26 protein-coding genes are annotated in these 23,693 nt (G+C 71.4%); 9 read left to right on the plus strand and 17 right to left on the minus strand.

The window, feature by feature from the left end; translation table 11 throughout:
• Positions 1-10: 10 nt before the first annotated feature.
• On the minus strand, positions 11-547 hold the full coding sequence (locus IEX69_RS12970) for a hypothetical protein (protein WP_085017750.1): 537 nt from the start codon (positions 545-547) through the stop codon (positions 11-13).
• A 174-nt stretch (positions 548-721) separates the two neighbouring features.
• On the opposite strand from IEX69_RS12970, the gene IEX69_RS12975 reads away from it, so the two are divergent.
• The gene (locus IEX69_RS12975; RefSeq protein WP_085017751.1) at positions 722-1,180 is read left to right on the plus strand and encodes a hypothetical protein; all 459 of its coding nucleotides are present in this window, start codon (positions 722-724) and stop codon (positions 1,178-1,180) included.
• A 63-nt stretch (positions 1,181-1,243) separates the two neighbouring features.
• On the opposite strand, the gene IEX69_RS12980 is transcribed toward IEX69_RS12975, so the two are convergent.
• The 3 genes from IEX69_RS12980 to IEX69_RS12990 all read right to left on the minus strand — a co-directional run bounded on the left by IEX69_RS12980 (position 1,244) and on the right by IEX69_RS12990 (position 3,769).
• Entirely contained in the window at positions 1,244-1,414 is a 171-nt protein-coding gene (locus tag IEX69_RS12980) for a hypothetical protein (RefSeq protein WP_157127049.1), read from the minus strand.
• Positions 1,411-2,292, minus strand: a complete 882-nt coding sequence (locus tag IEX69_RS12985) for a manganese catalase (RefSeq protein ID WP_085017752.1) — start codon at positions 2,290-2,292, stop codon at positions 1,411-1,413. The genes IEX69_RS12980 and IEX69_RS12985 overlap by 4 nt, the downstream gene beginning before the upstream one ends.
• A gap of 166 nt (positions 2,293-2,458) precedes the next feature.
• Positions 2,459-3,769 (minus strand): cytochrome P450, encoded by a 1,311-nt coding sequence (locus tag IEX69_RS12990; RefSeq protein ID WP_085017753.1) that lies wholly within the window; start codon positions 3,767-3,769, stop codon positions 2,459-2,461.
• Positions 3,770-3,893: 124 nt separating this feature from the next.
• Here IEX69_RS12990 and IEX69_RS12995 point away from each other — a divergent pair, with 124 nt between their 5' ends.
• Positions 3,894-4,661 carry a hypothetical protein gene (locus tag IEX69_RS12995; protein WP_085017754.1) on the plus strand — a complete coding sequence of 256 codons (768 nt, stop codon included), beginning with the start codon at positions 3,894-3,896 and terminating at the stop codon, positions 4,659-4,661.
• Between the two features lie 18 nt (positions 4,662-4,679).
• On the plus strand, positions 4,680-5,579 hold the full coding sequence (locus IEX69_RS13000) for a hypothetical protein (RefSeq protein ID WP_085017755.1): 900 nt from the start codon (positions 4,680-4,682) through the stop codon (positions 5,577-5,579).
• On the opposite strand, the gene IEX69_RS21150 is transcribed toward IEX69_RS13000, so the two are convergent.
• Positions 5,522-6,202, minus strand: coding sequence for a TetR/AcrR family transcriptional regulator (locus IEX69_RS21150; protein ID WP_085017756.1), 681 nt, complete (start codon positions 6,200-6,202; stop codon positions 5,522-5,524). The two genes, IEX69_RS13000 and IEX69_RS21150, sit on opposite strands and share 58 nt — an antisense overlap.
• Before the next feature lie 80 nt (positions 6,203-6,282).
• Between IEX69_RS21150 and IEX69_RS13010 the strand changes: the two genes are divergently transcribed.
• Positions 6,283-6,741, plus strand: coding sequence for an SRPBCC family protein (locus IEX69_RS13010; RefSeq protein ID WP_085017757.1), 459 nt, complete (start codon positions 6,283-6,285; stop codon positions 6,739-6,741).
• 26 nt (positions 6,742-6,767) lie between these two features.
• Here IEX69_RS13010 and IEX69_RS13015 read toward each other — a convergent pair whose 3' ends face one another.
• Positions 6,768-7,223, minus strand: a complete 456-nt coding sequence (locus IEX69_RS13015) for a VOC family protein (RefSeq protein ID WP_085017758.1) — start codon at positions 7,221-7,223, stop codon at positions 6,768-6,770.
• A gap of 101 nt (positions 7,224-7,324) precedes the next feature.
• Between IEX69_RS13015 and IEX69_RS13020 the strand changes: the two genes are divergently transcribed.
• The gene (locus IEX69_RS13020; protein WP_085017759.1) at positions 7,325-8,341 is read left to right on the plus strand and encodes a helix-turn-helix transcriptional regulator; all 1,017 of its coding nucleotides are present in this window, start codon (positions 7,325-7,327) and stop codon (positions 8,339-8,341) included.
• Positions 8,342-8,371: 30 nt separating this feature from the next.
• Entirely contained in the window at positions 8,372-9,277 is a 906-nt protein-coding gene (locus IEX69_RS13025) for an LLM class flavin-dependent oxidoreductase (protein WP_085017760.1), read from the plus strand.
• A 115-nt stretch (positions 9,278-9,392) separates the two neighbouring features.
• Here the strand turns inward: IEX69_RS13025 and IEX69_RS13030 are convergent, their stop codons facing one another.
• Complete coding sequence (locus IEX69_RS13030; RefSeq protein ID WP_085017761.1) at positions 9,393-10,280, minus strand: ATP-grasp fold amidoligase family protein; 888 nt, start codon at positions 10,278-10,280, stop codon at positions 9,393-9,395.
• A 118-nt stretch (positions 10,281-10,398) separates the two neighbouring features.
• On the opposite strand from IEX69_RS13030, the gene IEX69_RS13035 reads away from it, so the two are divergent.
• Positions 10,399-10,743: a nuclear transport factor 2 family protein gene (locus tag IEX69_RS13035; RefSeq protein ID WP_085017762.1), complete on the plus strand. Its 345-nt coding sequence runs from the start codon at positions 10,399-10,401 to the stop codon at positions 10,741-10,743.
• A 78-nt stretch (positions 10,744-10,821) separates the two neighbouring features.
• On the opposite strand, the gene IEX69_RS13040 is transcribed toward IEX69_RS13035, so the two are convergent.
• Positions 10,822-11,607 (minus strand): SDR family oxidoreductase, encoded by a 786-nt coding sequence (locus IEX69_RS13040; protein ID WP_085017763.1) that lies wholly within the window; start codon positions 11,605-11,607, stop codon positions 10,822-10,824.
• Between the two features lie 79 nt (positions 11,608-11,686).
• Entirely contained in the window at positions 11,687-12,217 is a 531-nt protein-coding gene (locus IEX69_RS13045; RefSeq protein ID WP_085017764.1) for a MarR family winged helix-turn-helix transcriptional regulator, read from the minus strand.
• Positions 12,218-12,313: 96 nt separating this feature from the next.
• On the opposite strand from IEX69_RS13045, the gene IEX69_RS13050 reads away from it, so the two are divergent.
• Entirely contained in the window at positions 12,314-13,444 is a 1,131-nt protein-coding gene (locus tag IEX69_RS13050) for a DNA alkylation repair protein (protein WP_085017765.1), read from the plus strand.
• Positions 13,445-13,538: 94 nt separating this feature from the next.
• Here IEX69_RS13050 and IEX69_RS13055 read toward each other — a convergent pair whose 3' ends face one another.
• The 5 genes from IEX69_RS13055 to IEX69_RS13075 form a co-directional block, all read right to left on the minus strand.
• The gene (locus tag IEX69_RS13055; protein ID WP_085017766.1) at positions 13,539-14,351 is read right to left on the minus strand and encodes an HpcH/HpaI aldolase family protein; all 813 of its coding nucleotides are present in this window, start codon (positions 14,349-14,351) and stop codon (positions 13,539-13,541) included.
• Complete coding sequence (hpaH, locus tag IEX69_RS13060) at positions 14,336-15,124, minus strand: 2-oxo-hept-4-ene-1,7-dioate hydratase (protein WP_085017767.1); 789 nt, start codon at positions 15,122-15,124, stop codon at positions 14,336-14,338. Before hpaH ends, IEX69_RS13055 begins: the two co-directional genes overlap by 16 nt.
• Positions 15,124-16,284, minus strand: a complete 1,161-nt coding sequence (gene hpaD, locus IEX69_RS13065; RefSeq protein WP_085017768.1) for a 3,4-dihydroxyphenylacetate 2,3-dioxygenase — start codon at positions 16,282-16,284, stop codon at positions 15,124-15,126. The genes hpaH and hpaD overlap by 1 nt, the downstream gene beginning before the upstream one ends.
• Before the next feature lie 38 nt (positions 16,285-16,322).
• On the minus strand, positions 16,323-17,879 hold the full coding sequence (gene hpaE / locus IEX69_RS13070) for a 5-carboxymethyl-2-hydroxymuconate semialdehyde dehydrogenase (protein WP_085017769.1): 1,557 nt from the start codon (positions 17,877-17,879) through the stop codon (positions 16,323-16,325).
• 112 nt (positions 17,880-17,991) lie between these two features.
• Entirely contained in the window at positions 17,992-18,954 is a 963-nt protein-coding gene (locus IEX69_RS13075) for a helix-turn-helix domain-containing protein (RefSeq protein WP_085017770.1), read from the minus strand.
• A 244-nt stretch (positions 18,955-19,198) separates the two neighbouring features.
• On the opposite strand from IEX69_RS13075, the gene IEX69_RS13080 reads away from it, so the two are divergent.
• The gene (locus IEX69_RS13080) at positions 19,199-20,437 is read left to right on the plus strand and encodes a hypothetical protein (protein ID WP_085017771.1); all 1,239 of its coding nucleotides are present in this window, start codon (positions 19,199-19,201) and stop codon (positions 20,435-20,437) included.
• Between the two features lie 30 nt (positions 20,438-20,467).
• Here IEX69_RS13080 and IEX69_RS13085 read toward each other — a convergent pair whose 3' ends face one another.
• The 3 genes from IEX69_RS13085 to IEX69_RS13095 all read right to left on the minus strand — a co-directional run bounded on the left by IEX69_RS13085 (position 20,468) and on the right by IEX69_RS13095 (position 23,682).
• On the minus strand, positions 20,468-21,148 hold the full coding sequence (locus IEX69_RS13085; RefSeq protein WP_085017772.1) for a GntR family transcriptional regulator: 681 nt from the start codon (positions 21,146-21,148) through the stop codon (positions 20,468-20,470).
• Positions 21,145-22,641 carry a fumarylacetoacetate hydrolase family protein gene (locus tag IEX69_RS13090; RefSeq protein WP_174604359.1) on the minus strand — a complete coding sequence of 499 codons (1,497 nt, stop codon included), beginning with the start codon at positions 22,639-22,641 and terminating at the stop codon, positions 21,145-21,147. The genes IEX69_RS13085 and IEX69_RS13090 overlap by 4 nt, the downstream gene beginning before the upstream one ends.
• Before the next feature lie 138 nt (positions 22,642-22,779).
• A complete protein-coding gene (locus IEX69_RS13095) occupies positions 22,780-23,682 on the minus strand; it encodes an oxidoreductase (RefSeq protein ID WP_085017774.1) in 903 nt (300 codons plus the stop codon).
• Between the last annotated feature and the right edge of the window lie 11 nt (positions 23,683-23,693).

A 23,693-nucleotide genomic window follows, 5' to 3' on the forward strand; every position in this document is an offset into this window, starting at 1 on the left:
CGCGAGGTGCTCAGTGCCTGTGGAGGAGCCCGCTGAGGGGTCGCTGCTGCTCGCCCTGCTGAGCGGCGAGCACGACCAGCGTTCCCGTGAGCAGCGGCAGGACCCACTGGAGCACCTTCTGCCTCCGCTGAGCCGCGGCGAGCTTCTTCGAGGCGGACGCGCTGGGCTCGGTCACACCCTCGCCGCCCTCCTCCGCATGCTTGTCGATGGTGCGTCCGAGTGCGCCGGAGTAGAGGCTCGCGGCTCCGGCCACTCCGGTGAGCACGAGCTTCAGCGTGGTGTTCGAGCGGGCCTCTCCCTGACCCGCGAGGCGGGACTTGTTGCCGTTGATGAGGCCGACGCCGCCGATGCCGTGGACGACGATGGCGACGAACTGCACCGGTGCCCACTTCGCCCACCCGACGGAGGAGAGGTGCAGGCGCTCGCGCGGGTCCTTCGCCTCGGCGGCCGCGCCGTTGAGTCCGACGGCACCCATGAGGGTCCCGCCGAACCAGGCCGCGAGGCCGAGGTCGTGCATCGATCGGACGACGGTGTTGCGTGACGACATGGGGTACCCGTTTCTCTGGATCGAGGGTCGATGGTGACTCCTATCGACCGTCCGCGCCCGTCCTGTCGCGAGCGGGTTGCCGCGGGACGCGGACCATGCATCGGGGCGCGCGCATCCGCTCCGGATCGAGGAATCGCCCAGCCCGACGGAGGAGGGGTCTGACAGGGTGGAGGCATGGACTCCCCCGAGATGCCGAGCCTGAACCCGCCCGTCGAGGTCGTCGCCGACATCGACCGGAAGGCGGCGCGACTGCACGCCGAGCCGCAGAGCTTCGCGGCGATGGACGGACTCTGGCGCGCGGTCTACGGACTGGATCGGTGGATCTTCATCGCCCGCGGCTCGCAGGACGACCCCAAGCCCTATGCGGGAGAGCTCTCCCCGGGCCCGATGGTCTTCGCGTTCACCACCGCCGAGCGCGCTCTCGAGGGCGGTCGCAGCGTCGGACTGAGCGACGAGGAGGCCTCGCTCCTGCTCGCGGTCCCGATGCCGGGTGCGATCGAGTGGGTGGCGTCGTTCGCCGGGTCCGGGATCGCGGGCATCGCCTTCGATGTGCCGTCCGCCGGGTACTACGCCCCGCTCACGAACCTGCTGCCGATGCGCGACCACATGACGGCCAACCCGCCCGTGGAGTGAGGCCGAGCGGGCGGAACAGCGTCCGCCCGCTCGGTGCCCCATCCCGCCCGCAGGCGGTCGCCTTCAGCGCGTATCCCGGTGCGCTCGCAGCTGCTCGGCGACCAGCCATGCCCCGAAGCGGACCGCGAGAGCGGCGCCCGAGGCGAGCAGGCCGCCCGCCAGGAGGGGCGCCGCCACGGGGGCCGGCAGGTTCTCGGGGTCCGGCACGTGCAGTGCCGGGAGGTGGAGCGTCATTTGTCGCTCAGCTTGTCCTTGATGACCCCGGACGCCTTGTCGATGAGGTTCGGCTTCGGATCGGTGCCGAACAGGCGCGGATCGGGCTGCGTGGGCGGCGGCATCGGCGACGACGTGGTCGGGCCGTCGTGGTACGAGAACTCGCCCTTGCCATCCGGTGTGGGGCCGGATGCCCACGAGCCGTCCTTCGCGGCCGCTCCGTCGGAGAAGTTGAGGTACTGGTACGACACCTCGCGCTGCTCCTGTCCGAGCGGGAAGTTGCTCGGCACCGGGAGGTCCTCGACGCCCTCGGCCCGGAGCTCCGCGGCCGCGGCCGTCCACTGGTTCTGGTGCATCGTGTCGCGGGCGATGAGGAACGACAGCAGCTCCCGCACGCCCTTGTCGTCCGTCATGTTGTAGATCCGTGCGGCCTGCAGGCGCCCCTGCATCTCGCCGTTCGCGTTCGCGGTGAAGTCGGCGAGCAGGTTCCCTGATGCGGTGATGTACGAGCCCTGCCACGGGTTGCCGTTGCTGTCGACCGGGCGGGCACCCGCTCCGGCGACGATGGCGTGCTGCACGTCCATCCCGCCGATGATCGCGCCGAGCACCGGGTCGGACTTCGCGGCCTCCTCCGACTGCTCGACCGGCGCCTTCTCCAGCAGCTGGGCGATCATGATCGCGAGCATCTCGACGTGCCCGAACTCCTCGCTGCCGATCCCGTACAGCAGGTCCCGGTACTTGCCGGGGATGTGCGCGTTCCAGGCCTGGAAGCCGTACTGCATCGCGATCGTGATCTCGCCGTACTGGCCCCCGAGCAGCTCCTGCATCCGACGCGCCAGGATGGCGTCGGGCTTGGCCGGTGTCGCGGTGAACTGCAGTTCCTGCTTGTGGAAGAACATGCCTACCTCTCCTCGTCCTCGGCGGCCGTCGGTGGCGTCGCCGATGTGTGCGACCGTACGTCCGGCCTTCCGCGCTCCCTCGGGGGTGGACAACGTGCTCGACCCGTGCCACACGAGAGCCCGGCGCCTCCGGTCCACGCCGGCTGACGCAGCCCGCCGACGGGGATCAGTGGAACGGGAAGGGGCAGCGGGACGGTGCGCCGACGGCGCGCACGCGGCCGCCCGAGGAGGGCTTCGTGGGGAGACGACGCCGATCGACGTCGAGGCCCCGGTCGAGGATCGTGACTCGCGGATCGCTCAGCGTCGCGATCGCGGACGCGAGCCCGGCGATCGCGAGCTTCTCGCCTGGACAGCGGTGCCCCGTCGTCACGCCCGCTCCGCCATGCGGGATGAAGGCCTCGAGGGCCTCGTAGTCCTCCACGCCCACGAAGCGTGCGGGATCGAACCGACCCGCGTGGGGCCAGGAGCGGTCGTCGGTGTCGGTGCCGAGGATGTCGAGCACGATCCGGCCGCCCTCGGACACACGCTCGCCGTCGACCTCGATGTCCGCGATCGCCCGGCCGGGCAGCATCGGCACGAAGGGCGCTGTGCGCCGGACCTCCTGCGCGAACGCCGTCGCGAGCGGACCGTCGACGACAGAGCCGCGTTCGGCGGTCTCGTCGGCGATGCGCATCCGCCAGTCCGGATGGTCGTGCAGCTCCTTCGCGGCGAAGGCGACGAAGCGGGCCACCGCGATCATCGGACGGATGCTGTTCTGCAGCTCGATCCCCGCCAGGCGGGGCGGGAGCAGGTGTCCCGCCCGGTCGCGGTGCCACGCCCACTGCTCCAGCGCTGTGCCCTGCTCCGCGTCGAGCTCGCCGGCCCGGACGGCGGCGATGAGGTCCGCCGCGTGACGGTCCGACCACATCCGGTTGCCGAAGGCGAGGAGGTACTCGGGCGAGTAGGGGACGCCGAACCCGTCGACGATCTGCGCGAGCCGCCGAGCCCAGCGTGTCTTGGCGGCGGCGGTGCCCGGGAGGCCGGCCCACCGCATGCTCGCTCGCCCGAAGGCGCCGACGGCGGCGTCGTAGGCCGAGCGGCGGCCGCCCGCCAGCCACGCGTCGAGCTCGGCCTGCCACTCCCGCTCGAGCAGCGGGGTCAGTCTCGCGACCTGATGGTCCTCGTACGCGACGTCGACGAAGGTGGCCTTGCGGTGACGGTGGTCGTCGCCGTCGAGGCTGTGGACGGAGCCGTGCCCGAAGAGGGTCTCCTGGACGAGACCGGGCATGGCGCCGTGACGCGCGACGAGGTCGTCGTCGTAGAACGCCCGCACCCCCTCCGCGCCCCGGACGAAGAGCGTGTCGTCACCCAGCAGCCGCATCGGGGCCGACCGGGCGCCCGGTCGCGCGCGCCGCCAGATGCGGGCGCCGAAGCCGTAGCCGCGGGTGAGCACCGAGAGGGAGTCGTCGAGGGCGGGGAACGAGGTCGAGGACGCCATCCCCACATCCTGGACCGCCCGCTCGCATCTCGCTCGGGGGTTGCGCCGGCGACGGGGGCGTCGAGTCGCAGGGGTCGCGCGGCGGCGCTCGCGGTCGCTCCGGGCCCTCTGCGACACTCGAGGGGTGAGCGGAACGAGCACTCGTGCATCCCACCGGGCGGCGCTCGCGGGTCTGCCGGCCGCGCAGTGGGGGGCCTACCTCGCCGAGAACTCGGGGCTGCCCGGGCCCCGCGCGAACCTCGACCTGGCGCAGGCCGTCGCCGACGAGGCGTCGCCCGAGCAGATCACGGCTTTCGCCGACTCGGCCGACGAGTACACCGCCCTGTGCGGGGCGGTCGCGCTCGGGCGCCTCTGGACGGACGGATCCCGCGAGGAGTCGGAGGCTCGGCTGGTCGCCCTCGCAGAGGATCCGCGGTGGCGCGTGCGCGAGGGGGTCGCGATGGCGTTGCAGCGCATCGGCGACGCCGACCGCGATGCGCTCTGGGAGCTCGCGGAGCGGTGGGTCGAGAGTGCCACCGCCCCACGTCAGGCGCCTCGACTCCTCCTCCTGCGCGCGGTCGCCGCCGGCGTCGCCGAGCTCCGGCTCGTGAAGGCGGCACCGGATGCGCGGCGCGCCCTGCGCATCCTCGATCGGATCACGGCGGCGCTCGCCGCCCTGCCCGCATCCGAGCGACGGGGCCGCGACGACGTGCGTGTGCTGCGCCAGACGCTGGGATACGCGTGGAGCGTCGCGGCGGTCGGGGTCCCGGCCGAGGGATTCGAGGCCTTGGAGCGCCTCGCCGCGCTCGGCGACCCGGACATGAGCTGGATCGTGCGCTCGAACGCCACGAAGTCGCGGCTGGCCAGGCTCGACCCCGACCGAGCGGCTGCTCTCCGCGGCGGTGTCGGCTGACGTGGACACAATGGAGTCATGACGATCACGTGGCCGCGCACATCCCCGGTCCGTCGTCACCTGCGGTGGGTGATCCCGCTCGTCGTGGGCGTCGTCGGTGTCGCCGTGCTGTTCTTCTTCGCGGCGCAGACTGCGGAGGAGATCAACTCCTACGCTCCCGGGTCTTCGCCCACCAGCCTGGCCGGACGCCTGGTGCTTCTCCTGATGGGGCTCATCGCCCTCGGAGTCGCGTGCGCCGTGGTAACCCTCGTCAACGGGTCGCGCACCCTTGCGGAGTGGCTGCGGACACGGCGTCGGGCCGCGGGGCGGTACACGCCTGATGAGCAGGCGCGCCTCGACGAGGCCGCCCGGCTCCGCGACAACTGGGCCGCCGCATCCCAGCTGCGCGCCGACCTGATCGCCCGGAAGGTCCCGCCCCAGGTCACGGTCTGGGATCTCGCCCCCTACGCCGACGAGGTCTTCTTCGTGGATGCACCGGTGCAGTACAGCCGCTACTACGGCACCGACGTCACCTACACGCAGACCAGCGGCTTCTACTACGGGCGTCCGTCGTTCGTCCTCGCCGGCGTCGCCGCCTCCGCGATCGGCAACGCGTCGAGGCGCTCGGCCGCCTCTGCACAGGCCCGGGAGCAGTGGCGCGAGCACCAGACCGTCAGGATGCTGGTCTCGAACAAGAGGATCGCGACCCGCCTGGCGAACGGGCAGTGGCTCTCCTTCGACTTCGCGGCGATGTCGGCCGTCTATCCCGAACCGCGCGACTGGACGCTGATCTGCCAGTTCCCCTCGACCTCGCCGCTGCTGCTCACCGGCCCCGCCGTGCCCGCCGCGTCGCTGCTCACCCTCCTCATGACCCACGGCCCTCACGCCGTCGCGGAGCATCCGTCCCTCAAGCCGCTCAGCCTCGAGGCGCCCGCGTGAGCGTCTAGGGCCGAGCGCTCGCGCCCGCACAGCAGGTCGGCGGTGAGGATGCGGGCGGCGCGTCGCGCGGCGGCGACGATCGCGGTGTCGTCCGCGGAGGTGCCGGCGGCGGCGTGGACGGCCGCGTTGATCGAGAGCAGCGCCATCCGCAGCAGAACGGCGCTCTCGGGCGAGGGCGAGGGCAGCCGCGCGCTCAGCTCGTCGGCGAGCTGCGTCAGTCCGGCGCCCACGCGGGGCTCCTCGTCGGCGCGCGCCATCCCCGCGAGGAGGCGCGGGTTCGCGGTGAGGAACCGGATGCCCTGCAGCTTCTCCTCGGTGAACGAGTCGACCCACCGGGACACCGCCTCGGCGATCACGTCCGGCGCAGGAGGTTGGGCACGGACCCAGGCCAGCAGCTCCTCGGCCTCGTCGCCGCGCTGGTCGAGGAGGGACTGCACGATCGCCTCCTTGCCGTCGAAGTGGTAGTACAGCGAGGCCTTGTTGATGCCCAGCTCGTCCGCGATCTGACGCAACGACGTCGCCTCGTAGCCCTGCTCGGTGAACAGGCGCAGGGCGACCTGCTGGGCCAGCTCGCGAGTGCGCGAACCGCTCCTGCGGGCGGGAGGGGTGGCATCCGTCGTCATGACGCCAGTCTACCTACCGGCGGGTAGACAGACTACCGTCCGGTAGGTAGGCTGACGTCATCGACCCGAGAGGCGCACCCATGACCGGCTACACCGTCGTCCGCGACTACCCCTATCCGATCGACGAGGTCTGGGCGGTCCTCACCGAACCCGAGCAGGTCGCCCGCTGGACGACGACCGGCAGGGGCGGCCGGCCGGAGGGCTTCGCCGCCGTGCCGGGCACCCGGTTCCGGTTCGTGGGCAAGCCCACGATGGGCTGGGCCGGAGTGGTCTACTGCGAGGTCCTCGCCGTCGACGCGCCCCGTTCCCTCCGCTACACGTGGAGGGGCGACGAGGAGACCGACGACGTGACCGAGGTCACCTACCTCCTCGAGTCCACTCTGACCGGCACCCGGTTCACCTGGAGCCACGCCGGCTTCCGTGGCCTGGGCGGGTTCGCGATGTCGCGGCTCCTCGGCGGCGTCCGCAGGAGGATGCTGACCGAGGGGGTGCCCCCGGTGCTCGAGGACTACCACCGAGCGCGCACCTCCCGCTCCTAGGGGCGCGCGCCCGGCGTCGCTCGACCTCAGGCGGCCGTGACGCTGACGCTCCAGGTCACGCCGAAGCGGTCCGTCAGCATCCCGAAGCCGGGGCTCCAGGCCGAGGCGGCCAGGGGCTCGACGATGACGGCGCCCACGGCCAGTGCATCCCAGTAGCCCTGGAGCTCGTCCAGGGTGTCCGATGCCAGCGACAGGAACAGCGCCTGATCGGTGATCGTCGTGTTGTCCTCGCGCCGGGTGGATCCGCCGCCCGCGATCGAGCCCGCCGTCTGACCCGGGATGTCGTAGGCCATCACGCGGAAGCCGTTCTCGGCCGCGACCAGGCCGAAGACGACCTTGTCGGATCCTGGCACCTCGGCAGGCATCCCGAAGTCCGCGTAGGTGTTGACGATCAGGTGCCCGCCGAAGACGGACTGGTAGAACTCGAGCGCCGCTCGGGCGTCGCCGCGGAAGTTCAGGTGGGTGGTGGTCTGGATGCTCATGGCTGCTCCTCGTGAGTCTCTCCCGGGGTCGTCCCCGGTGTTCTCCACTCTCGCAGCCGTGTAGGTCAAGTCCGGTCCTACTCTGCGACTACTCTCGCACCATGACCGCATCGAGCACCTCGCGCCTGCTGCGGCTGCTGTCGCTGCTGCAGATGCGGCGCGACTGGCCCGGTCCCGTCCTCGCCGAGAGGCTCGAGATCAGTCACCGCACGGTCCGGCGCGACGTCGACCGCCTCCGCGAGATGGGCTACAGCATCAGCTCGACCATGGGGCCGGAGGGCGGATACCGGCTCGACGCCGGCGACGACCTCCCGCCGCTCCTCTTCGACGACGACCAGGTGATCGCGCTCGCCGTCGCGCTCCAGGCCGCCGCGGTCACCGGTGTCGGGATCGAGGATGCCGCGCTCCGCGCGCTCACGACCGTGCGGCAGGTGATGCCGTCGAGGCTCCGCCACCGACTGGGGGCGCTCGAGTTCACCACGGTGACTCCGCGGCCGGGGGCTGTGCGCCGGGATCCGGTCTCGCCGGACGTGCTGATCGCGCTGTCGACCGCCGTCCGCGCCCGCGAGGTGCTGCGCTTCGACTACGCGAGCCACCGCCCCCGCAGCGGCAGCGGCAGCGACGGCGACGGCGGCGCCGCGACCGATCCTGCGCCTCCCAGGAAAGTCGAGCCGCACCACCTCCTGACGTCCGGCGGATCCTGGTACCTCGTCGCGTGGGACCTCGACCGCGATGCGTGGCGGATCTACCGGGCCGACCGGATCTCGCCCCGCACGCCGACCGGCCCGCGCTTCGCGCCGCGCGAGGTCCCGGGCGGCGACGTCGCCGAGTACGTCTCGGCGCGGTTCAAGGGGTCCGAGAGCGGCGATCGGTGGCCCTGCATCGGGAAGGCGATCCTGCACCTGCCCGCCCGGGACGTCCTCCCCTTCGCGGAGGACGGGATCGTCGAGGACCTCGGCCCCGACCGGTGCAGTCTCGAGGTCGGATCCTGGTCCTGGATCGCCCTCGCCTCGGCGCTGGGTCGCTTCGACACGGAGATCGAGGTCGTGTCCCCGGCCGAGCTCACCGCCGCCTTCGGCGTCCTCGCCGCCCGTCACGCGGCCACCGCCGGCCGATAGCGGGTCGCGGCGCCCCGATACGGTGGAGGGGTGACCGCAGACGCTCCCGCCCCGCCCCGCCTCGGGATGACCTTCACGTCCGACATGGATCCCCGCGACCTCGTCGAGATCGCCACCCTCACCGAGCGGCACGGGCTCGACGAGCTGTGGGTCTTCGAGGACTGCTTCACCGCCAGCGCCATGCCCGTCGTGACGGCGGCGCTCGCCGCGACCAGCCGCCTCCGTGTGGGGATCGCCCTGGCGCCCGTCCCGCTGCGCAACGTCGCGCTGCTGGCGATGGACCTCGCCGCGATCGAGCGGATGTTCCCGGGCCGACTGCTGCCCGGCATCGGTACGGGGGTCCTGCCGTGGATGGCGCAGGTCGGCGAGGCGGTGCAGTCGCCGATGACGCGGCTCCGCGAGTCGGGGGAGGCGCTGCGCAGGCTGCTGGCGGGCGAGACCGTCACGACGGCCGGACGGTACGTCACCCTCACCGACGTGACGCTCGGCTTCCCTCCGGAGCGAGCGCTGCCCCTCTACGTGGGTGCCCGCGGCCCGAAGATGCTCGCGCTGGCGGGCGAGATCGGCGACGGCACGCTCCTCGACACCGGCCTCACGGACGCCGACATCGCCGAGAAGGTCGGCATCAGCCGCGACGCGGCGCTCGCGGCGGGGAAGACGTCCCACGAGACGATGCTGCTGCACCTCACCGCCACCGGCCCGGGCGCGCAGGAGCGCCTGGCCGCCGGCCTCGCTCGATGGGGCGCTCCGGACGCGGTGCCCGGCACCACCGGGTCGGCGGGCACGGCGGAGGAGGTGGCCGCCGACGTGCGCCGCCTCGCCGGCCTCGGCGTCACCTCGTTCAGCTTCATGCCCACCCCCGACGTCGCCGACGTCCCCGCCTTCGACGCCTTCCTCCGCTTCCTCGGCCAGGAGGTCGGCCCGCTCGTCCGCTGATGCGTTGGCGCGCGCTCGCTCGGCAACCTGAGCGTCGAAAGGTCGCCTCAGACGCGAGATGAACCGAATACGGGGCCGTGCGTGCTCTGAGGCGACCTTTCGACGGTGACCGGACTCAGTAGCGGGGCGGGACGGTCCAGGGGCGGCCGAACTCGGCGTCGAAGCTGATCGGGTCGAAGGGGCTCTCGCCGCCGGCGGGGTAGCTCGTGAGCTCGCCGAAGACGATGCGGTCGGGCAGCGAGTAGAGGTCCACGCGCACGAAGTCCGTCTCCGCCCCGAGCGTCTCGGCGACGTGGAGGATCTCGTCGAGACGTTCCGGACGGGGGCGCGGCGGATGCACCCAGGGCGGTCCGCCGCTCATCGGCAGGTGCGTCCAGGTGGGCGTGTAGAAGTCCTGCGTGCGCCCGCCGAACCGGCCGGCGTCGACCTGGATGAAGTGGGCCCGGCCGTGGAAGACGAACACCTTGTAGTCGTCGGGGATCGAGCCGTCCGGTCCCGCCAGCATCTCCTCGACCAGGATGCGGCGGGGCACCAGCCCGTAGGCCCACTCGCGGTTCGGACCCTGCCCGTAGAGCTGGCGCATCCAGTGACGTCCGATGGCCGCGAGATGCGACCGGTCGACGTGGGAGGGATCGACGTGGCGGTAGGTCCAGCTCCAGCGCGCCTCGGGCAGTCGCGCCTCCGCGGGGGCGGTCGGGCTGACCACGATCGCCGCCCCGCTGCCATGAGTGGGCTTGACGACGTAGCGGTCGGGCAGGTCGAGGCTGAGGAGCTCGTCAGGGTCGTCGAGGATGCCGAAGGCGTGCGGCAGGTACCCGTCGCCGACGCGCTCGGCGACGTGATCGCGCACCGCCGCCTTGTCGGCGAACGTCACCAGGAGGGGCCGGTGGTCGCGCAGCATCTTGTACCGGACCTTCTCGGTGAAGGTGCGGGGGTGGCGGGTGCGCAGCAGCCGGACGCCCCTGACGAGCCGGCTCCGCTCGCGTCGACGTGCGTGCTCCATCCCTCCATCTTGCAGTGGTGCGCGCGGCCGCGAGCGAACGCGGTTTCCTGTCCTGCAGGACACTAAATGTGGTAGTGTCCTATAGGACGGTTTATCGCACCGAGAAGGGAAGACGACGATGAGCAAGGCACTGGAGTACGAGGAGCTGCCCGCGGCTGTCCATGGGTTCGTGGACGGGTGGCAGGGGCGCGACGCAGCAGGGGTCGAGGCGCTGTTCGCGGACGAGGCGGTGGTCTCGGATGAGGGGCACACCTACCGCGGCCTCGACGAGATCCGCGGCTGGGTCCGTGGCTCGATCGACCTGTTCACCACGACCCTCACGTTCCTCCGCGGGCGCGAGGACGACGGCATGGTCGGGGCGTCGTTCCGGCTCGAGGGCGACTTCCCCGGCGGAGTGGTCGAGCTCGAGTACCGGTTCCGCCTCGACGAGGAGGGGCGGATCGTCCGGCTCGACTTCGCGTAGCGAGACGGCGGCGACCAGCTGCACGAAGAGGCTGCCTCCTCCCCGGGGGCAGCCTCTTCGTCGTGCCGGAGCTCGGTGTCAGACGGTCGGAACCGTCCCGCCGTCGATGACGAGCTCCGCGCCCACGATCGCGGAGGCCCGGTCGGAGACCAGGAATCCGACGAGGTCCGCGATCTCCTCGGTCTCGGCGAAGCGCCCCAGGGGGATGCCGCCGAGCGAGTCCATGACCTGCTGCGCCGCGGCCTCGCGGCTCACGCCGTCCGCCTCGGCGATCCGGTCGTAGAAGACCTCCGTCGCCTCGGTCCTGATGCCGCCGGGGCTGATCGCGTTGACGCGCACGCCCTTCGGCGCGAGCTCGGTGGCGAGCCCCTTGCTGTACGTGCGGAGCGCCGCCTTCGAGGCCGCGTACGGGAGCGTCGACTCCCAGAGCGGCATTTGCCGCTGGATCGAGGTGACGTGCACCACGACTCCGGATCCCCTCGCGATCATGCCGGGGATGAGCGCGCGGTCGAGGCGGACGGCGCCGAGGAGGTTGAGCTGCAGCTCGACGAGCCACTGCTCGTCGGAGATGACCTCGAATCCGCCGACGGGGGTCGACGATCCTCCGACGACGTGCACGACGATGTCGGCGCCACCGGCTTCGGTGAGCACGGCGGCGACGCGGTCGGTGCCCTCGGCGGTGGAGGTGTCGGCGCCGATGAACCTGTCCGGATGCGCGTGACCCTCCGGCATCGATCGTGCGGACGTGTACACATCCGCACCCAGCTCGCGCAGTCGCGCGACGACGGCCGCCCCCGCCCCCTTCGTCCCGCCGGTGACCAGGGCGCGTCGGCCGTCGAGGCGATCTCGATCGGTGTGTGACATGGGTGTCCTCTCCTTCGTTCGATGATGTCCTGACGGACAGTATCACGAGTACTGTCCGTCAGGACATCAAGAAGAGGACTCACTTCTTGAGGGGCAGCAGTCCTCTCTCGAGCATCCGCTCGGCCGACGCGATCGCGTCCTGGACGAACCGCACGGTCAGGCCGGTGTACTCCCGCACGTCGTCGTCCGACCATCCGTCGAGGACCTCGGCGATCATGCGATCGCCGAGCTCGTAGACGCTGTGCGCGGCCTCCTCCCCGGCCGTCGTGAGGCTGATGAGGGTCGCCCGGCCGTCGGAGGGGTCGGTCGTGCGCTGCACGAGGCCGTCGGCTTCGAGGCGTCGCACGATCTTGCTCACGTGCGAGGCGCCGGTCGCGAGCACGTTCGAGAGGGCGGTGGGGCGCATCGGGCCCCAGGCGAGCAGATGTCGGAGGGTCGCGTGAGACTGCTGGTCGATGCTCTCCCCGGTCTTCGCGAGGATCTCGCCCTGGAGGGCGGGCGAGTCCCAGAGGAGGATCAGGGCGCTCAGATTGGCGAGCAGCTCGGAGCGGTAGGGGAAGTCGCTCGCCCGTCGCGGGCGGGCGGAGTCGGAGTCTGAGCTCGAGGCCATGTCACGACTGTAGTGACCTCAAGCCATAGTGTCCCCGGCGACACTACAGTCTGATACTGTCCTTGAGGACAACATTGCCACCGGGAGGGGGTCGTCATGGGAGCGATGGACGAGCTGATCGGTCCTGAGGTGGTCGACCGCCTCCGGTCCGCCGTGCGCTCGGTGGAGCCGGCGCTCGAGCTCTCGGAGCTGTCCGACGTCCGGGCCTCCCTCGAGGGGCGTCGTCTCCGAGACCGCGTCGATCTCGTCCGCGACGCGATGCTCGCCGATCTCCCCGGCGGGTTCCCCGCGGCGCGCCAGGTCGTCGAAGGAGTGCTGTCGGTGCCGGACTTCGAGGGCTGGATGATCTGGCCCGTCACGGAGGTCGTCGCCGCACGTGCGCTGGAGGACGGCTCGACGGCCGCTTTCGACGGGGGACTCGACGTCCTGGCGCTGCTGACGACGCGGCTGAGCAGCGAGTTCGCGATCCGCGACATGCTCCTCGCCCGGCCGGAGCGGGCTCTGGGGATCATCCGCGGCTGGACGGGGCACGAGAACGAGCACGTGAGACGCCTCGCCAGCGAGGGCACGAGGGCCTTCCTGCCGTGGGCGAAGCGCGTCCCCTGGCTCGTCGCGCATCCGGACGCGACGCAGGGCATCCTCGACGCGCTGCATCGAGACCCGGCCGTGTACGTCCGTCGATCGGTGGCCAACCATCTCAACGACCTCAGCCGGATCGATCCGGCGCTCGTGACGACGACCGCCCGAGGGTGGGCGGCGGATCCGTCCGCCGACACGCCCTGGGTCATCCGCCATGGGCTGCGGACGCTGATCAAGAAGGCCGACCCGGACGCCCTGGCGCTGGTGGGCTTCTCCGGCGACAGGCTTCGGGTCGATCGGCCGCAGGTGCAGGAGACCTTCGTGCGCCTGCACGAGGATGCGCTCACCTTCACCGCGCGGGTCACCAACGACGACGACGAGGATGCGACGGTGGCGATCGACTACTCGATCGGGTTCCAGCGCTTCAACGGGACTGTCAGCCCGAAGACCTTCAAGCTCGCGTCGCGGAGACTTCGCCCCGGCGAGAGCGTCACCGTCTCGAAGACGCACTCCTTCCGCCGCATCACCACGCGCACCTACTACCCCGGTCCGCACGTCGTCACCGTCCAGGCCAACGGCGTCCGTTCCGAGGCCGCGCACTTCACCGTGATCGACCCGTCCGCGGTCGACCCGTCCGCCGAGCGCTGAGCGCCCCGCGCCCACCCCGCCCGAAGGCCCGGCTTTGTCCAGGTTTCCGTCGCGAATCCGGCGAAAGGCGACGGAAAAGTGGACAAACCCGGGGTCAGTACGAGGGGCGCGAGCCGTCGGCAGAGGGGGCGGGGGGCGCGAAGCGGGCGGCGAGGGACTCGGTCGCGCGGGCGAGGAGGGCGACGTCCGCGCCGACCAGCACGAACGTCGCGCCGGCGTCGATGTACCCCTGCGCCACCGCGGGGTCGAAGGCGTTCACGCCCACCGGCTTGCCGGCAGCCAGCACCGCGGCGAACGCCCGGTGCACCGCGGCGACGACGTCTGGATGCGTCTGCTGGCCGAGCAGCCCCATCGACGCCGCGAGGTCGGCGGGCCCGACGAAGACGCCGTCGATCCCGTCGACCGCGGCGATCTCGCCGGCGACGTCGACCGCCGCCGCGGTCTCGACCTGCACGAACAGCGACACGTGCTGGTCGGCGTTCACGAGGTAGTCGTCGACCCGGTTCCAGCGTGCCGACCGTGCGAGGGCCGAGCCCACGCCGCGGACGCCGCGCGGCGGGTAGCGCACGGCCTCGACGAGCGACGCGGCCTGCTCGGCGGACGACACCATCGGCACGAGCAGGTTCTGCGCACCGAGGTCGAGCACCTGCTTGATGAGCACCGGATCGCCGATGGGCACCCGCACGACGGGGGTGACCGGATGCGCGGCGACGGTCTGGAGCATCTGCAGCACCGTCTCGAGGCCCTGGGGCGCGTGCTCCATGTCGATCATCACCCAGTCGGTGCCCGACCCGGCGACGATCTCGGCGTTGACGGTCGAACCCGAGCAGACCCAGATCCCCGTGAGGGCACGGGGGGAGGCCGACGTCAGCGCGTCGCGCAGCGTCGGGATCAGATGAAGCGGCATGTGATCGTCCCCAGGTCGCGGTAGTCGGCCAGCACGGTGTCCCCAGGATGCACCCACATCGGCCGCGTGAACGACCCGGCGAGGACGATCTCGCCCGCCTCGAGCCGGTCGCCGTGCTGGGCGAGCTTGTTCGCGAGCCACGCCACCCCGGTGGCGGGGTGGTTGAGGACCGCGGCGGCGACGCCGGACTCCTCGATCACCTCGTTGCGGTAGAGCAGCGCCGAGACCCAGCGCAGGTCGACCGCATCCGGAGCGACGGGGTTGCCGCCGTAGACCATGCCCCCGAGGGCGGCGTTGTCGCTGATGGTGTCGACGATCGTGCGCCCCTCCATCTCGAGCCGCGAGGAGAGGATCTCGAGGGCGGGCACGACGTACTCAGTCGCGCGCAGCACATCGAACACCGTCACGGAGGGGCCCTCGAGCGGCGCGGAGAGCACGAAGGCGAGCTCGACCTCGATCCGCACGTTGGAGAACCGCGAGTGCTCGATGACCGCGCCGTTCTCGAACACCTGGTCGGCGAAGATCGCGCCGTAGTCGGGTTCGGTGATGCCCGTCGCGGCCTGCATGACCTTCGACGTGAGACCGATCTTGCGGCCCACCAGCCGTCGTCCGGCCGCGACGCCGCGGCGGCGCCACTCGTTCTGCACCGCGTAGGAATCCTCGACGGTCATGTCGGGGTAGCGGGAGGTGAGCCGGGGCACGGTGGTGCGGTCGCGCTCGGCGGCGGCGAGCTCGTCGGCGATGGCGGTGATCTGGGAAGCGGAGAGCGCCATCAGAGCTGGTTCCCCAGCTTGTACTCGCCCTGCTTCCACTCCGGCAGATCGGCCGGGTCGTCGTCGGGTCGGGTGTAGGAGAATCCGTCGGCGCCGATGGTGACCGCCATCTCGCTCGAGTCGGTCCGCGCGACCACGGGCTGGGGGTTGCCGTCGAGGTCGAGCACGAGCGATCCGTCGGTGTACCAGGACGGCACGACGGGGTTCCCCCACCAGTCGCGGCGCTGGTTGTCGTGGACGTCCCAGGTGATGACGGGGTTGTCGGGGTCGCCCGTGTAGTAGTCCTGCGTGTAGACCTCGACACGGTGCCCGTCAGGGTCGCGGAGGTAGAGGTAGAAGGCGTTCGAGACCCCGTGGCGTCCAGGTCCGCGCTCGATCGCGTCCGAGCGGCGCAGCGCGCCGAGCTTGTCGCAGATCGACAGGATGTTGTGCTTCTCGTGGGTGGCGAAGCACACGTGGTGCATGCGCGGGCCGTCGCCGCCCGTCATCGCGGTGTCGTGGACGGTGGGCTTGCGGCGCATCCACGCTGCGTACACGGTGCCCTCGTCGTCCTGGATGTCCTCCGTCACCCGGAAGCCGAGGTCCTGCATGTAGCGCACGGCGCGCGGCACGTCGGGCGTGATCTGGTTGAAGTGGTCGAGCCGGACGAGCTCGCCGGGGATGTGCAGGTCGTAGCGCCAGCTCATCCTCTCGACGTGGTCGGTGGCGTGGAAGAACTCGTACGGGAAGCCGAGCGGATCGACCACGCGCACCGAGTCGCCGATGCCCTTGACGAAGCCGTCGGGGTTGCGCCGGACCTCGCAGCCGAGCTCGCCGAAGAACTCCACCGCCCGGTCGAGGTCCTCCGCCGCACGCACGCGGTACGAGAAGGCGGCGACGGCCGCGACGTCGCCCTTCCGCAGCACGAGGTTGTGGTGGATGAACTCCTCGGTCGAGCGGAGGTAGATCGCCTCGTCGTCCTCCTCGGTGACGTACAGACCGAGGATGTCGACGTAGAACTGCCGCGACGCGGCGAGGTCGGTGACGACGAGCTCCATGTACGCGCAGCGCAGCACGTCGGGCGGCGTGGCCGTCGGCGTCGGGAAGGCGTTCGCCGCGGAGATGGGCGCCTCCTGGCTGGTGTAGTACCCGGCGGAGGTGAGGGTCTTGTCGGTGCTCATGGATGCGCGTCCTTGCGTCGTGGAGAGGGGTGCCGGTTTCAGTTGTCGGAGTCCTCGGTCGCCTCCTCGAGCTCCTCGCGGGACTCGGGGGTGATCGGGGCGGACTTGCCGAAGGTGGGGTTGTGCACCTTGCCGAGGGTGATGTGCACCGCCTGCTGGTCGGTGTAGAAGTCGATGGAGCGGTAGCCGCCCTCGTGGCCGAGGCCCGAGGCCTTCACCCCGCCGAAGGGCGTGCGGAGGTCGCGCACGTTGTTGCTGTTCAGCCACACCATGCCGGCCTCGATGGCCTGTGCGAAGTTGTGCGACCGCTTGAGGTCGTTCGTCCAGACGTAGGCGGCGAGGCCGTAGCGCACGCCGTTGGCGAGCTCGAGGGCCTCCTCCTCCGTGTCGAACGGGGTGATCGCGACGACCGGGCCGAAGATCTCCTCCTGGAAGATCCGCGCCTCCTTCGGGACGTCGGCGAACACCGTCGGTGCGACGTAGTTGCCGGTGGGGAAGCCCTCGGGCCGGCCGCCGCCGGCGACGAGGCGGCCCTCGCCCTTGCCGATCTCGACGTAGCTCATGACCTTCTCGTAGTGCTCCGGATGCACCAGCGCACCGACCTCGGTGGCCGGATCCTGGGGGTCGCCGACCACGACGCGCTTCGCCTGCTCGGCGTAGCGCTCGACGAACTCGTCGTAGATCGGGCGCTCGACGAGGATGCGGCTGCCCGCGGTGCAGCGCTCGCCGTTCAGGGAGAAGACGCCGAAGATCGTGGCGTCGATGGCGGCCTCGAGGTCCGCGTCCGCGAACACGATGGCGGGGCTCTTGCCGCCGAGCTCCATCGACAGCCCCTTGAGGTAGGGCGCGGCGTTGGCGAAGATGATCTGCCCGGTCCGGCTCTCGCCGGTGAAGGAGATGAGCGGGACGTCGGGGTGCTTCACCAGCGCGTCGCCCGCATCCTCGCCGAGGCCGTTGACGAGGTTGAACACACCCTCGGGCAGTCCGGCCTCCTCGAAGATCCCGGCCCAGAGCGACGCCGAGAGCGGCGTGAACTCGGCGGGCTTCAGCACGACGGTGTTGCCCGTGGCGAGCGCCGGGCCGAGCTTCCACGACTCGAGCATGAACGGCGTGTTCCACGGCGTGATGAGCCCGGCGACGCCGATCGGCTTGCGGTTGACGTAGTTCATCTGCCGCCCGGGCACCTTGAACGCGTCGTCGGCCTGGGCGACGATCAGGTCGGCGAAGAAGCGGAAGTTCTCGGCGGCGCGTCGCGCCTGGCCGAGCGCCTGCGTGATCGGCAGCCCCGAGTCGAAGCTCTCCAGCTCGGCCAGGCGCGCGTCGCGCGACTCGACGATGTCGGCGATGCGGTGCAGGATGCGCGCACGCTCGCGGGGGAGCATCCGCGGCCACGGCCCGTTCACGAAGGCCTCACGGGCGGCGGCCACGGCGAGGTCGATGTCGTCCTTCTTGCCCGCCGCCGCACGCAGGTACGTCTCGTTCGTCACCGGATCGAGCACCTCGAAGGTGTCGCCGTCGACCGAGTCGACGAACCGGCCGCCGATGTAGTGCTGGATGTGGTCGGGCAGATCGGCGGGGATGTGTCGGGTGGTCATGGCGCGGATCCCTTCTGAGGACGGCGGGCTGCTCTGCCGAAGCCGTCTGTGTTAGATCGTATACGATCCGCGTGGAGCGATCAAGGGATGCCGGTGACGAGGGCGGGTCACGTCATGGGGACGAGGGCTCCCGTGGAGGTGAGGCGAACGTCGAGAGCAGGGGGACTCCGAGGGCGAGGCCGACGAACCCCGCGATGAGCTTGTCCAGGACGGAGGCGGTGAGGTTGGACGAGGCCACGGCGAGCACGAGGTTCTCGCCGACGGTCTGGAAGCGATCGGTCAGGGAGTTCGCCGCGACGTGCGAGCTGTATCCCTCGAAGACGGCGGCGGTGATCGGCACCGCGACGATCGTGCACGCCAGGGCGACGACGACGCTCAGCAGCAGGAATCGCGGCAGGCTTCGGGCGAGGCCCCACCGCCGGGCACCGTACCCCCAGATCAGCGCGCCGACGATCGCTACGGGGGTGAACGGGAGGCCCGCCGAGGTGCCATGCAGGGGAACAGCGGCGAACTGGGTCACGACGGCGGTGGCCACGGCGTACCAGGGGCCGAGGGCTATGGCGACGACGGCCGTGCCGATCATGTCGAGGAAGAGAGGGAGCTCGAGCCAGATCACGAGCTCCCCGCCGACGAGGTTCACCGCGATGGCGGCGAGGAGCGTCGCCGCGACGAGCAGGAGGCGCTGCCTCCCGGTCCAGGTCGGAGCGGCCCGGCCGGCAGGCGCGGGCGGCGAGGGAGGCGTCGGCTGAGGTCCGGCGACCGAGTCGGACGGGGCGCTCCGCGAGGGGGAGCGAGCGACGGCCGGTCGGGTCGTGGTGCAGCGCTCACGCCAGCCTTCGGCGTCCTCGGGGCTGACCCCGAGGCTCAGGACGATGTCGACCACGAGGTCGGGGTTCAGTCTCGTCCGCCCGGGACGGAAGGCGTCGTAGACCGTGGACCTGGAGACCTCGAAGCCCGCACCGCCGGACCGCTCCGCGCGGAGCCGCGAGATCCTCGCCGCGATCTCCGCATAGGTGACAGCGCCCGCCTGCTCGCGGAGTGCCTGCAGGCCCTCGGCGATCGATGGCTCAGCCACCTCACGGTGTGTGCTCGCAGCTTCAGGGCCCTTCACGCTTCCTCCGACGTCGACTGTCCTGGAGACATCCTCGCGTACCTCGACGCGAGCCCGGACGACCCCGATCAGGGAGCGCTGTCCGGGCTTGTATGGGAATCGACTCTCGCGGGGGAACGAGTCGAGCGGGTGGATACAGTCGGCTCGGGACCGGGTCTGCCCCGCTGCCGCTGCGTCCCGCACCGACACCCGTACAGGAGACAGACCCATGTCACAGCAGTCCTTCTCACGCGCCCGGCATCGCGTCGGCGCCGTGCTCTCAGCCGTCGCGCTGACGGCGGCCCTGGCCATCGGCACGCCGCTGGCCGCATCCGCGGAGGATCTCGGACTGCCGTCGACCGGCACGGTCGAGAGGGTCCCCGCCGCCCCGGTGATCGGCGGGATCGCCATCGGGAAGAGCACGGCATCCATCGAGGTCAGGGCCGGTGCGGCCTCCGACTCGGAGGACGGCGGCCCGGTCGACACGTTCGAGGCCGCCATCACGCGCGACTCCACGGGGGAGACCACCACGCAGCAGAGGGGGACGCCCGGGAGCTTCGACTTCACGGACCTGGCTCCGGGCCTCTATCGAGTGGTCGTCACCGCCTACGGCCCCGGCGGCGACGCCGCGGTGACCGGGTATGGATTCGTCATCCCGGACACGGTCAGTGCGCCCCTCATCGATGCGGTCGACGCCGGGTGGTCGGGAGTCACCCTGAGCGTGAGGAACGTCAACGACGCGATCCCGGCCCAGCCCGGACCGACGGAGAGGGCCTCGATCAGCTACCGGCTCATCCTGGACGACGGGGTGGACGTCTACGAGACCGCGAGCTCGGCGATCGACGGCACCATCGGCTACGCCAACGGTCTGAAGCCAGACACGACGTACACGGCGACTCTGACGGTCAGCTACTTCAGCCCCTCAGCCGGATGGTTCGGAACCAGCGAGCCCGCGATCACCACGTTCACGACCCGCACCGGCACGGACCCGGTACCCACGGCACCGCGGGCGCCGCTGCCCGAGAACCTCACGGAGGAGCTCCGAGGGGGGATCGGCGTCCCCCCGTCCGCCGTGGCGGGAGGAACCGTCACGGTGAACGTCGGCGAGCTGGCCGCGCCGGGGGAGCCGGTCAACGGCTGGCTGTTCTCCACGCCCACGCCGCTCGGCACCGAGGTGGTGGATGCGGCGGGGAACGTCACGTTCGCCCTCCCGGCGGACATCCCCGCGGGTGCCCACCGGCTCGCCGTCACCGACTCCGAGGACAACCTCCTCGGGTGGAACGACATCCAGGTCGCCGCTGCGGCGTCCGGGACGAGCCCGGCAGGCCCTGCCGGCGAGGAGAAGCCGTCGACGACGCTCGCCGAGACGGGGGCGGAGGTCCCCGTGGCGCTCGCCGGAGCCGCCCTGCTGCTCCTCCTCGCCGGAGGCGTGATCAGGGCCGGTCGAGGTCGAGCGCGTCGGGTGTGAGCCCGGTCGTCGCGGCGGCGATCGTCCTGACTAGGAGCCGGGGTGCTCGCCGCCGTGGCGCGCGGCGATGAACGCGTCCATCGTGCGCCAGCGGTGGCGGCGGGCGGCGAGCTCGATGTCGAGCGGATCGGCGCCGTCGCGGATGAGGTCGAGGATCTCGACGTGCTCGTCGACGGAGTGGGTCGCGCGTCCGGGCACGAACGCGAACGTCGAGTCGCGGATCCCGGCGAGCCGCCCCCAGCCCCGGTGCACGAGGTCGAGGACGTGCGGGTTGGGGCACGGCTCGTAGAGCACCGAGTGGAACTCCTGGTTGAGGCGGGTGAACTCGTGCGGATCTAAGTCGTCGAGGAGGGCGTGCATCCGCTCGTTCACCGCCGAGGCCCGATCGAGGTCGGCCGGGTGCAGCAGGGGGCTCGACAGCGCCGTGGCGAGGCCCTCGACGAGTCCGAGGGTCTGCATCGTGTGGACGTACTCGCTCTCGTCGATGAGGGCGACGCGCGCCCCCACGTTGCGCTCGAACGAGACGAGCCCCTCCGCCTCGAGGCGGCGGATCGCCTCGCGCACGGGCACGACGCTGATGTCGAGGGCGTCGGCGATGGTCTGGAGCACGAGACGGAACCCCGGCTGGTACTCATGGGCGAGGATGCGCTCGCGGATCCAGGCGTACGCCTGCTCCGACTTGCTGCCCGCGGGCGCCGTCTCGAGGCTCATCGGCCGCGCTCGCTCTCGTACCGGGCCCGCCACTCGGCGTTCAGGGGGAAGAGCCCGTCGACGGGGTGGCCCGCCCTCACCTGCTCGGCGATCCAGGCGTCCTCCTCCTCCTGTGCGAGGGCCGCATCCACGACCGTCTCCACCAGGGCAGGGGGGATCACGATCACGCCGTCGGAGTCGCCGACGAGGATGTCGCCGGGCAGCACGGTGGTGCCCCCGCACGCGACGGCCACGTCGCCCTCCCAGGGGACGTGCTTGCGCCCGAGCACGGCAGGGTGCGCTCCGACGGTGTAGACCGGGATGCCGACGGCGGCGACCGCGTCGTAGTCGCGTACGCCGCCGTCGGTGACGATGCCCGCGGCGCCGTTCGCCTGGGCGCGGAGGGCGAGGATGTCGCCGAGCGTGCCCGATCCGGCCTCGCCGCGCGCCTCGATGACCACCACCTCGTCCGCGCCGACGGCGTCGAAGACGCGCTTCTGCGCGTTGTAGCCGCCGCCGTGGCTGTCGAAGAGGTCCTCGCGGTTCGGCACGAAGCGGAGGGTCCGGGCCACGCCGACGAGCTTCTGCTCGGGATGCATCGGGCGGACGCCGTCGATGGTGACGTTGTTCAGCCCGCGCTTGCGCAGCTGCTGGGAGAGCCCGGCCACGGGGGCGCGGAGCAGCCTCTCCTTGAGGTCGGGATCGAGGGCCGGGGCGGCATCCGCGGGGGTCTCGGGCGCGAAGCCGGCGGCCTCGGCGGAGCCCCAGGCATCCGCCCGCTGGGCGTCGTCGACGGCCGGCAGTGAACCGAGCGCGGGGTCGAAGCCGCCCGCCCCCGCGACGACCGTGGTCGCGAGGCGGCCGCTGGCGGGTGAGCCGGGCGCATCCGGCACGTCGACCTCGACCTCGACGGTCTGCCCGGGGACGACGACGCTCGACCCGGCGGGGGTGCCCGCGAGGATGACGTCGCCTGTCTCCAGGGTGAGGTGCTGGCTGAGGTCGGCCACGATCTGGGCCAGGGGGAAGATCAGGCCCGCGGTCGTGTCGTCCTGCACGAGGGCGCCGTCGACCCAGGTGCGCAGCCGGATGGCGGCGGGGTCGACGGTGCTCGCGTCGATCAGCGCCGGCCCGATCGGCGTGTAGCCGTCGCGGCCCTTCGATCGGACGTTCGAGCCCTTGTCGTTCGCCCGGTAGTCGTAGATGCCGAAGTCGTTCGCCGCGGTGATCCAGCCGACGTGACTCCACGCCTCCGCTGCGCTCACCCATCTCGCCGGCTCGCCGATGACGAGCGCGATCTCGCCTTCGAAGGCGAGCAGCTCGGTGCCGTCGGGCCGCTCGATGGTGCTGCCGTCGGCGGCGACCGAGCTCGACGGCTTGAGGAAGTAGGACGGCGCGGCGGGGCGTCGGCCGCGCTGGTCGGCCCGCGACGCGTAGCTCAGGTGCACGGCGATGATCTTGCCCGGGCGGACCGGCAACGCGGCGAAGCGTCCGTCGTCCTGACCTGTGGATGGCATGGCGTCGCTCATGAGCCCCTTCGCTTCCGGCCGCCGGCGCGACCTCGCTCAGATCATATACGATCCGGTCCTGTCTGGGCAGGCCCGCGGCGTCTCCAGCGTAGGCCCACCCGCGAAGACCGGGCTCGGCACCCGCCGTCAGGGGCGTGTGCCGATGGCGTCGAGCTCGCGGACGTCGTCCTCCGAGAGGACGGTCGCCGCGCCGGCGATGTTCTCGCGGAGGTGCTCGACGGACGAGGTGCCCGGGATGAGCAGGATGTTCGGCGAGCGCTGGAGCAACCAGGCCAGCGCCACCGGGAGGGGCGCGGACCCGACGCGCTCCGCCACCGCCGAGAGCGCCTGAGCCTGCAGCGGGCTGAACCCGCCGAGCGGGAAGAAGGGGATGTACGCGACCCCCTCGGAGGCCAGCCTGTCGATCAGCTCGTCGTCGTTCCGGGTGGCGAGGTTGTAGGCGTTCTGGACGGAGACGATCGGCGCGATCGACTGGGCTTCCGCCACCTGCTCGGCTGTGGCGTTGCTGAGGCCCAGATGGCGGATGAGCCCCTGCCGCTGCAGGTCCACGAGCGTCGCGAAGGCCTCCTCGACCGGCTCGGGGGCGGGGCCGGTGGCGTCGCCCATCCGCAGGTGGACGAGGTCGAGGTGCTCGAGGCCAAGCGTCTCGAGGTTGTCGTCGATCTGGCGGCGGAGCTCGTCGGGCTTCCGGGCCGTCGGCCAGCCGCCCCGAGCATCCCGGCGCCCGCCCACCTTCGTGGCGATCACGAGATCGGGTGCGTACGGATGCAGGGCTTCGCGGATCAGTTCGTTGACGATCTTCGGACCGTACGACTCGGAGGTGTCGATGTGGGTGATGCCGCTCTCGACCGCGGCCCTGAGGACGGCGATCGCTGCGTCGTGGTCCTTCGGCGGCCCCATGACGAAGGGACCGGCGAGCTGCATCGCGCCGTAGCCGAAGCGGGTCAGGCTCCTGTCGCCGAGCGACCAGAGTCCGCCCGGGAGATCGGTCGTCGTGGTGGGGATCGTCGGTGTCGTGTCGGTGTCCATGGGGTGTCCTT

Source organism: Cnuibacter physcomitrellae, from assembly GCF_014640535.1.
Lineage (GTDB): Bacteria > Actinomycetota > Actinomycetes > Actinomycetales > Microbacteriaceae > Cnuibacter > Cnuibacter physcomitrellae.

What these genes read in the sequence shown, in the direction of transcription:
- IEX69_RS12970 (WP_085017750.1), bottom strand. Translation starts at nt 547, where the DNA reads ATGTCGTCACGCAACACCGTCGTCCGATCGATGCACGACCTCGGCCTC.
- IEX69_RS12975 (WP_085017751.1), top strand. Translation starts at nt 722, where the DNA reads ATGGACTCCCCCGAGATGCCGAGCCTGAACCCGCCCGTCGAGGTCGTC.
- IEX69_RS12980 (WP_157127049.1), bottom strand. Translation starts at nt 1,414, where the DNA reads ATGACGCTCCACCTCCCGGCACTGCACGTGCCGGACCCCGAGAACCTG.
- IEX69_RS12985 (WP_085017752.1), bottom strand. Translation starts at nt 2,292, where the DNA reads ATGTTCTTCCACAAGCAGGAACTGCAGTTCACCGCGACACCGGCCAAG.
- IEX69_RS12990 (WP_085017753.1), bottom strand. Translation starts at nt 3,769, where the DNA reads ATGGCGTCCTCGACCTCGTTCCCCGCCCTCGACGACTCCCTCTCGGTG.
- IEX69_RS13000 (WP_085017755.1), top strand. Translation starts at nt 4,680, where the DNA reads ATGACGATCACGTGGCCGCGCACATCCCCGGTCCGTCGTCACCTGCGG.
- IEX69_RS21150 (WP_085017756.1), bottom strand. Translation starts at nt 6,202, where the DNA reads ATGACGACGGATGCCACCCCTCCCGCCCGCAGGAGCGGTTCGCGCACT.
- IEX69_RS13010 (WP_085017757.1), top strand. Translation starts at nt 6,283, where the DNA reads ATGACCGGCTACACCGTCGTCCGCGACTACCCCTATCCGATCGACGAG.
- IEX69_RS13015 (WP_085017758.1), bottom strand. Translation starts at nt 7,223, where the DNA reads ATGAGCATCCAGACCACCACCCACCTGAACTTCCGCGGCGACGCCCGA.
- IEX69_RS13020 (WP_085017759.1), top strand. Translation starts at nt 7,325, where the DNA reads ATGACCGCATCGAGCACCTCGCGCCTGCTGCGGCTGCTGTCGCTGCTG.
- IEX69_RS13030 (WP_085017761.1), bottom strand. Translation starts at nt 10,280, where the DNA reads ATGGAGCACGCACGTCGACGCGAGCGGAGCCGGCTCGTCAGGGGCGTC.
- IEX69_RS13035 (WP_085017762.1), top strand. Translation starts at nt 10,399, where the DNA reads ATGAGCAAGGCACTGGAGTACGAGGAGCTGCCCGCGGCTGTCCATGGG.
- IEX69_RS13040 (WP_085017763.1), bottom strand. Translation starts at nt 11,607, where the DNA reads ATGTCACACACCGATCGAGATCGCCTCGACGGCCGACGCGCCCTGGTC.
- IEX69_RS13045 (WP_085017764.1), bottom strand. Translation starts at nt 12,217, where the DNA reads ATGGCCTCGAGCTCAGACTCCGACTCCGCCCGCCCGCGACGGGCGAGC.
- IEX69_RS13050 (WP_085017765.1), top strand. Translation starts at nt 12,314, where the DNA reads ATGGGAGCGATGGACGAGCTGATCGGTCCTGAGGTGGTCGACCGCCTC.
- IEX69_RS13055 (WP_085017766.1), bottom strand. Translation starts at nt 14,351, where the DNA reads ATGCCGCTTCATCTGATCCCGACGCTGCGCGACGCGCTGACGTCGGCC.
- hpaH (WP_085017767.1), bottom strand. Translation starts at nt 15,124, where the DNA reads ATGGCGCTCTCCGCTTCCCAGATCACCGCCATCGCCGACGAGCTCGCC.
- hpaD (WP_085017768.1), bottom strand. Translation starts at nt 16,284, where the DNA reads ATGAGCACCGACAAGACCCTCACCTCCGCCGGGTACTACACCAGCCAG.
- hpaE (WP_085017769.1), bottom strand. Translation starts at nt 17,879, where the DNA reads ATGACCACCCGACACATCCCCGCCGATCTGCCCGACCACATCCAGCAC.
- IEX69_RS13080 (WP_085017771.1), top strand. Translation starts at nt 19,199, where the DNA reads ATGTCACAGCAGTCCTTCTCACGCGCCCGGCATCGCGTCGGCGCCGTG.
- IEX69_RS13085 (WP_085017772.1), bottom strand. Translation starts at nt 21,148, where the DNA reads ATGAGCCTCGAGACGGCGCCCGCGGGCAGCAAGTCGGAGCAGGCGTAC.
- IEX69_RS13090 (WP_174604359.1), bottom strand. Translation starts at nt 22,641, where the DNA reads ATGCCATCCACAGGTCAGGACGACGGACGCTTCGCCGCGTTGCCGGTC.
- IEX69_RS13095 (WP_085017774.1), bottom strand. Translation starts at nt 23,682, where the DNA reads ATGGACACCGACACGACACCGACGATCCCCACCACGACGACCGATCTC.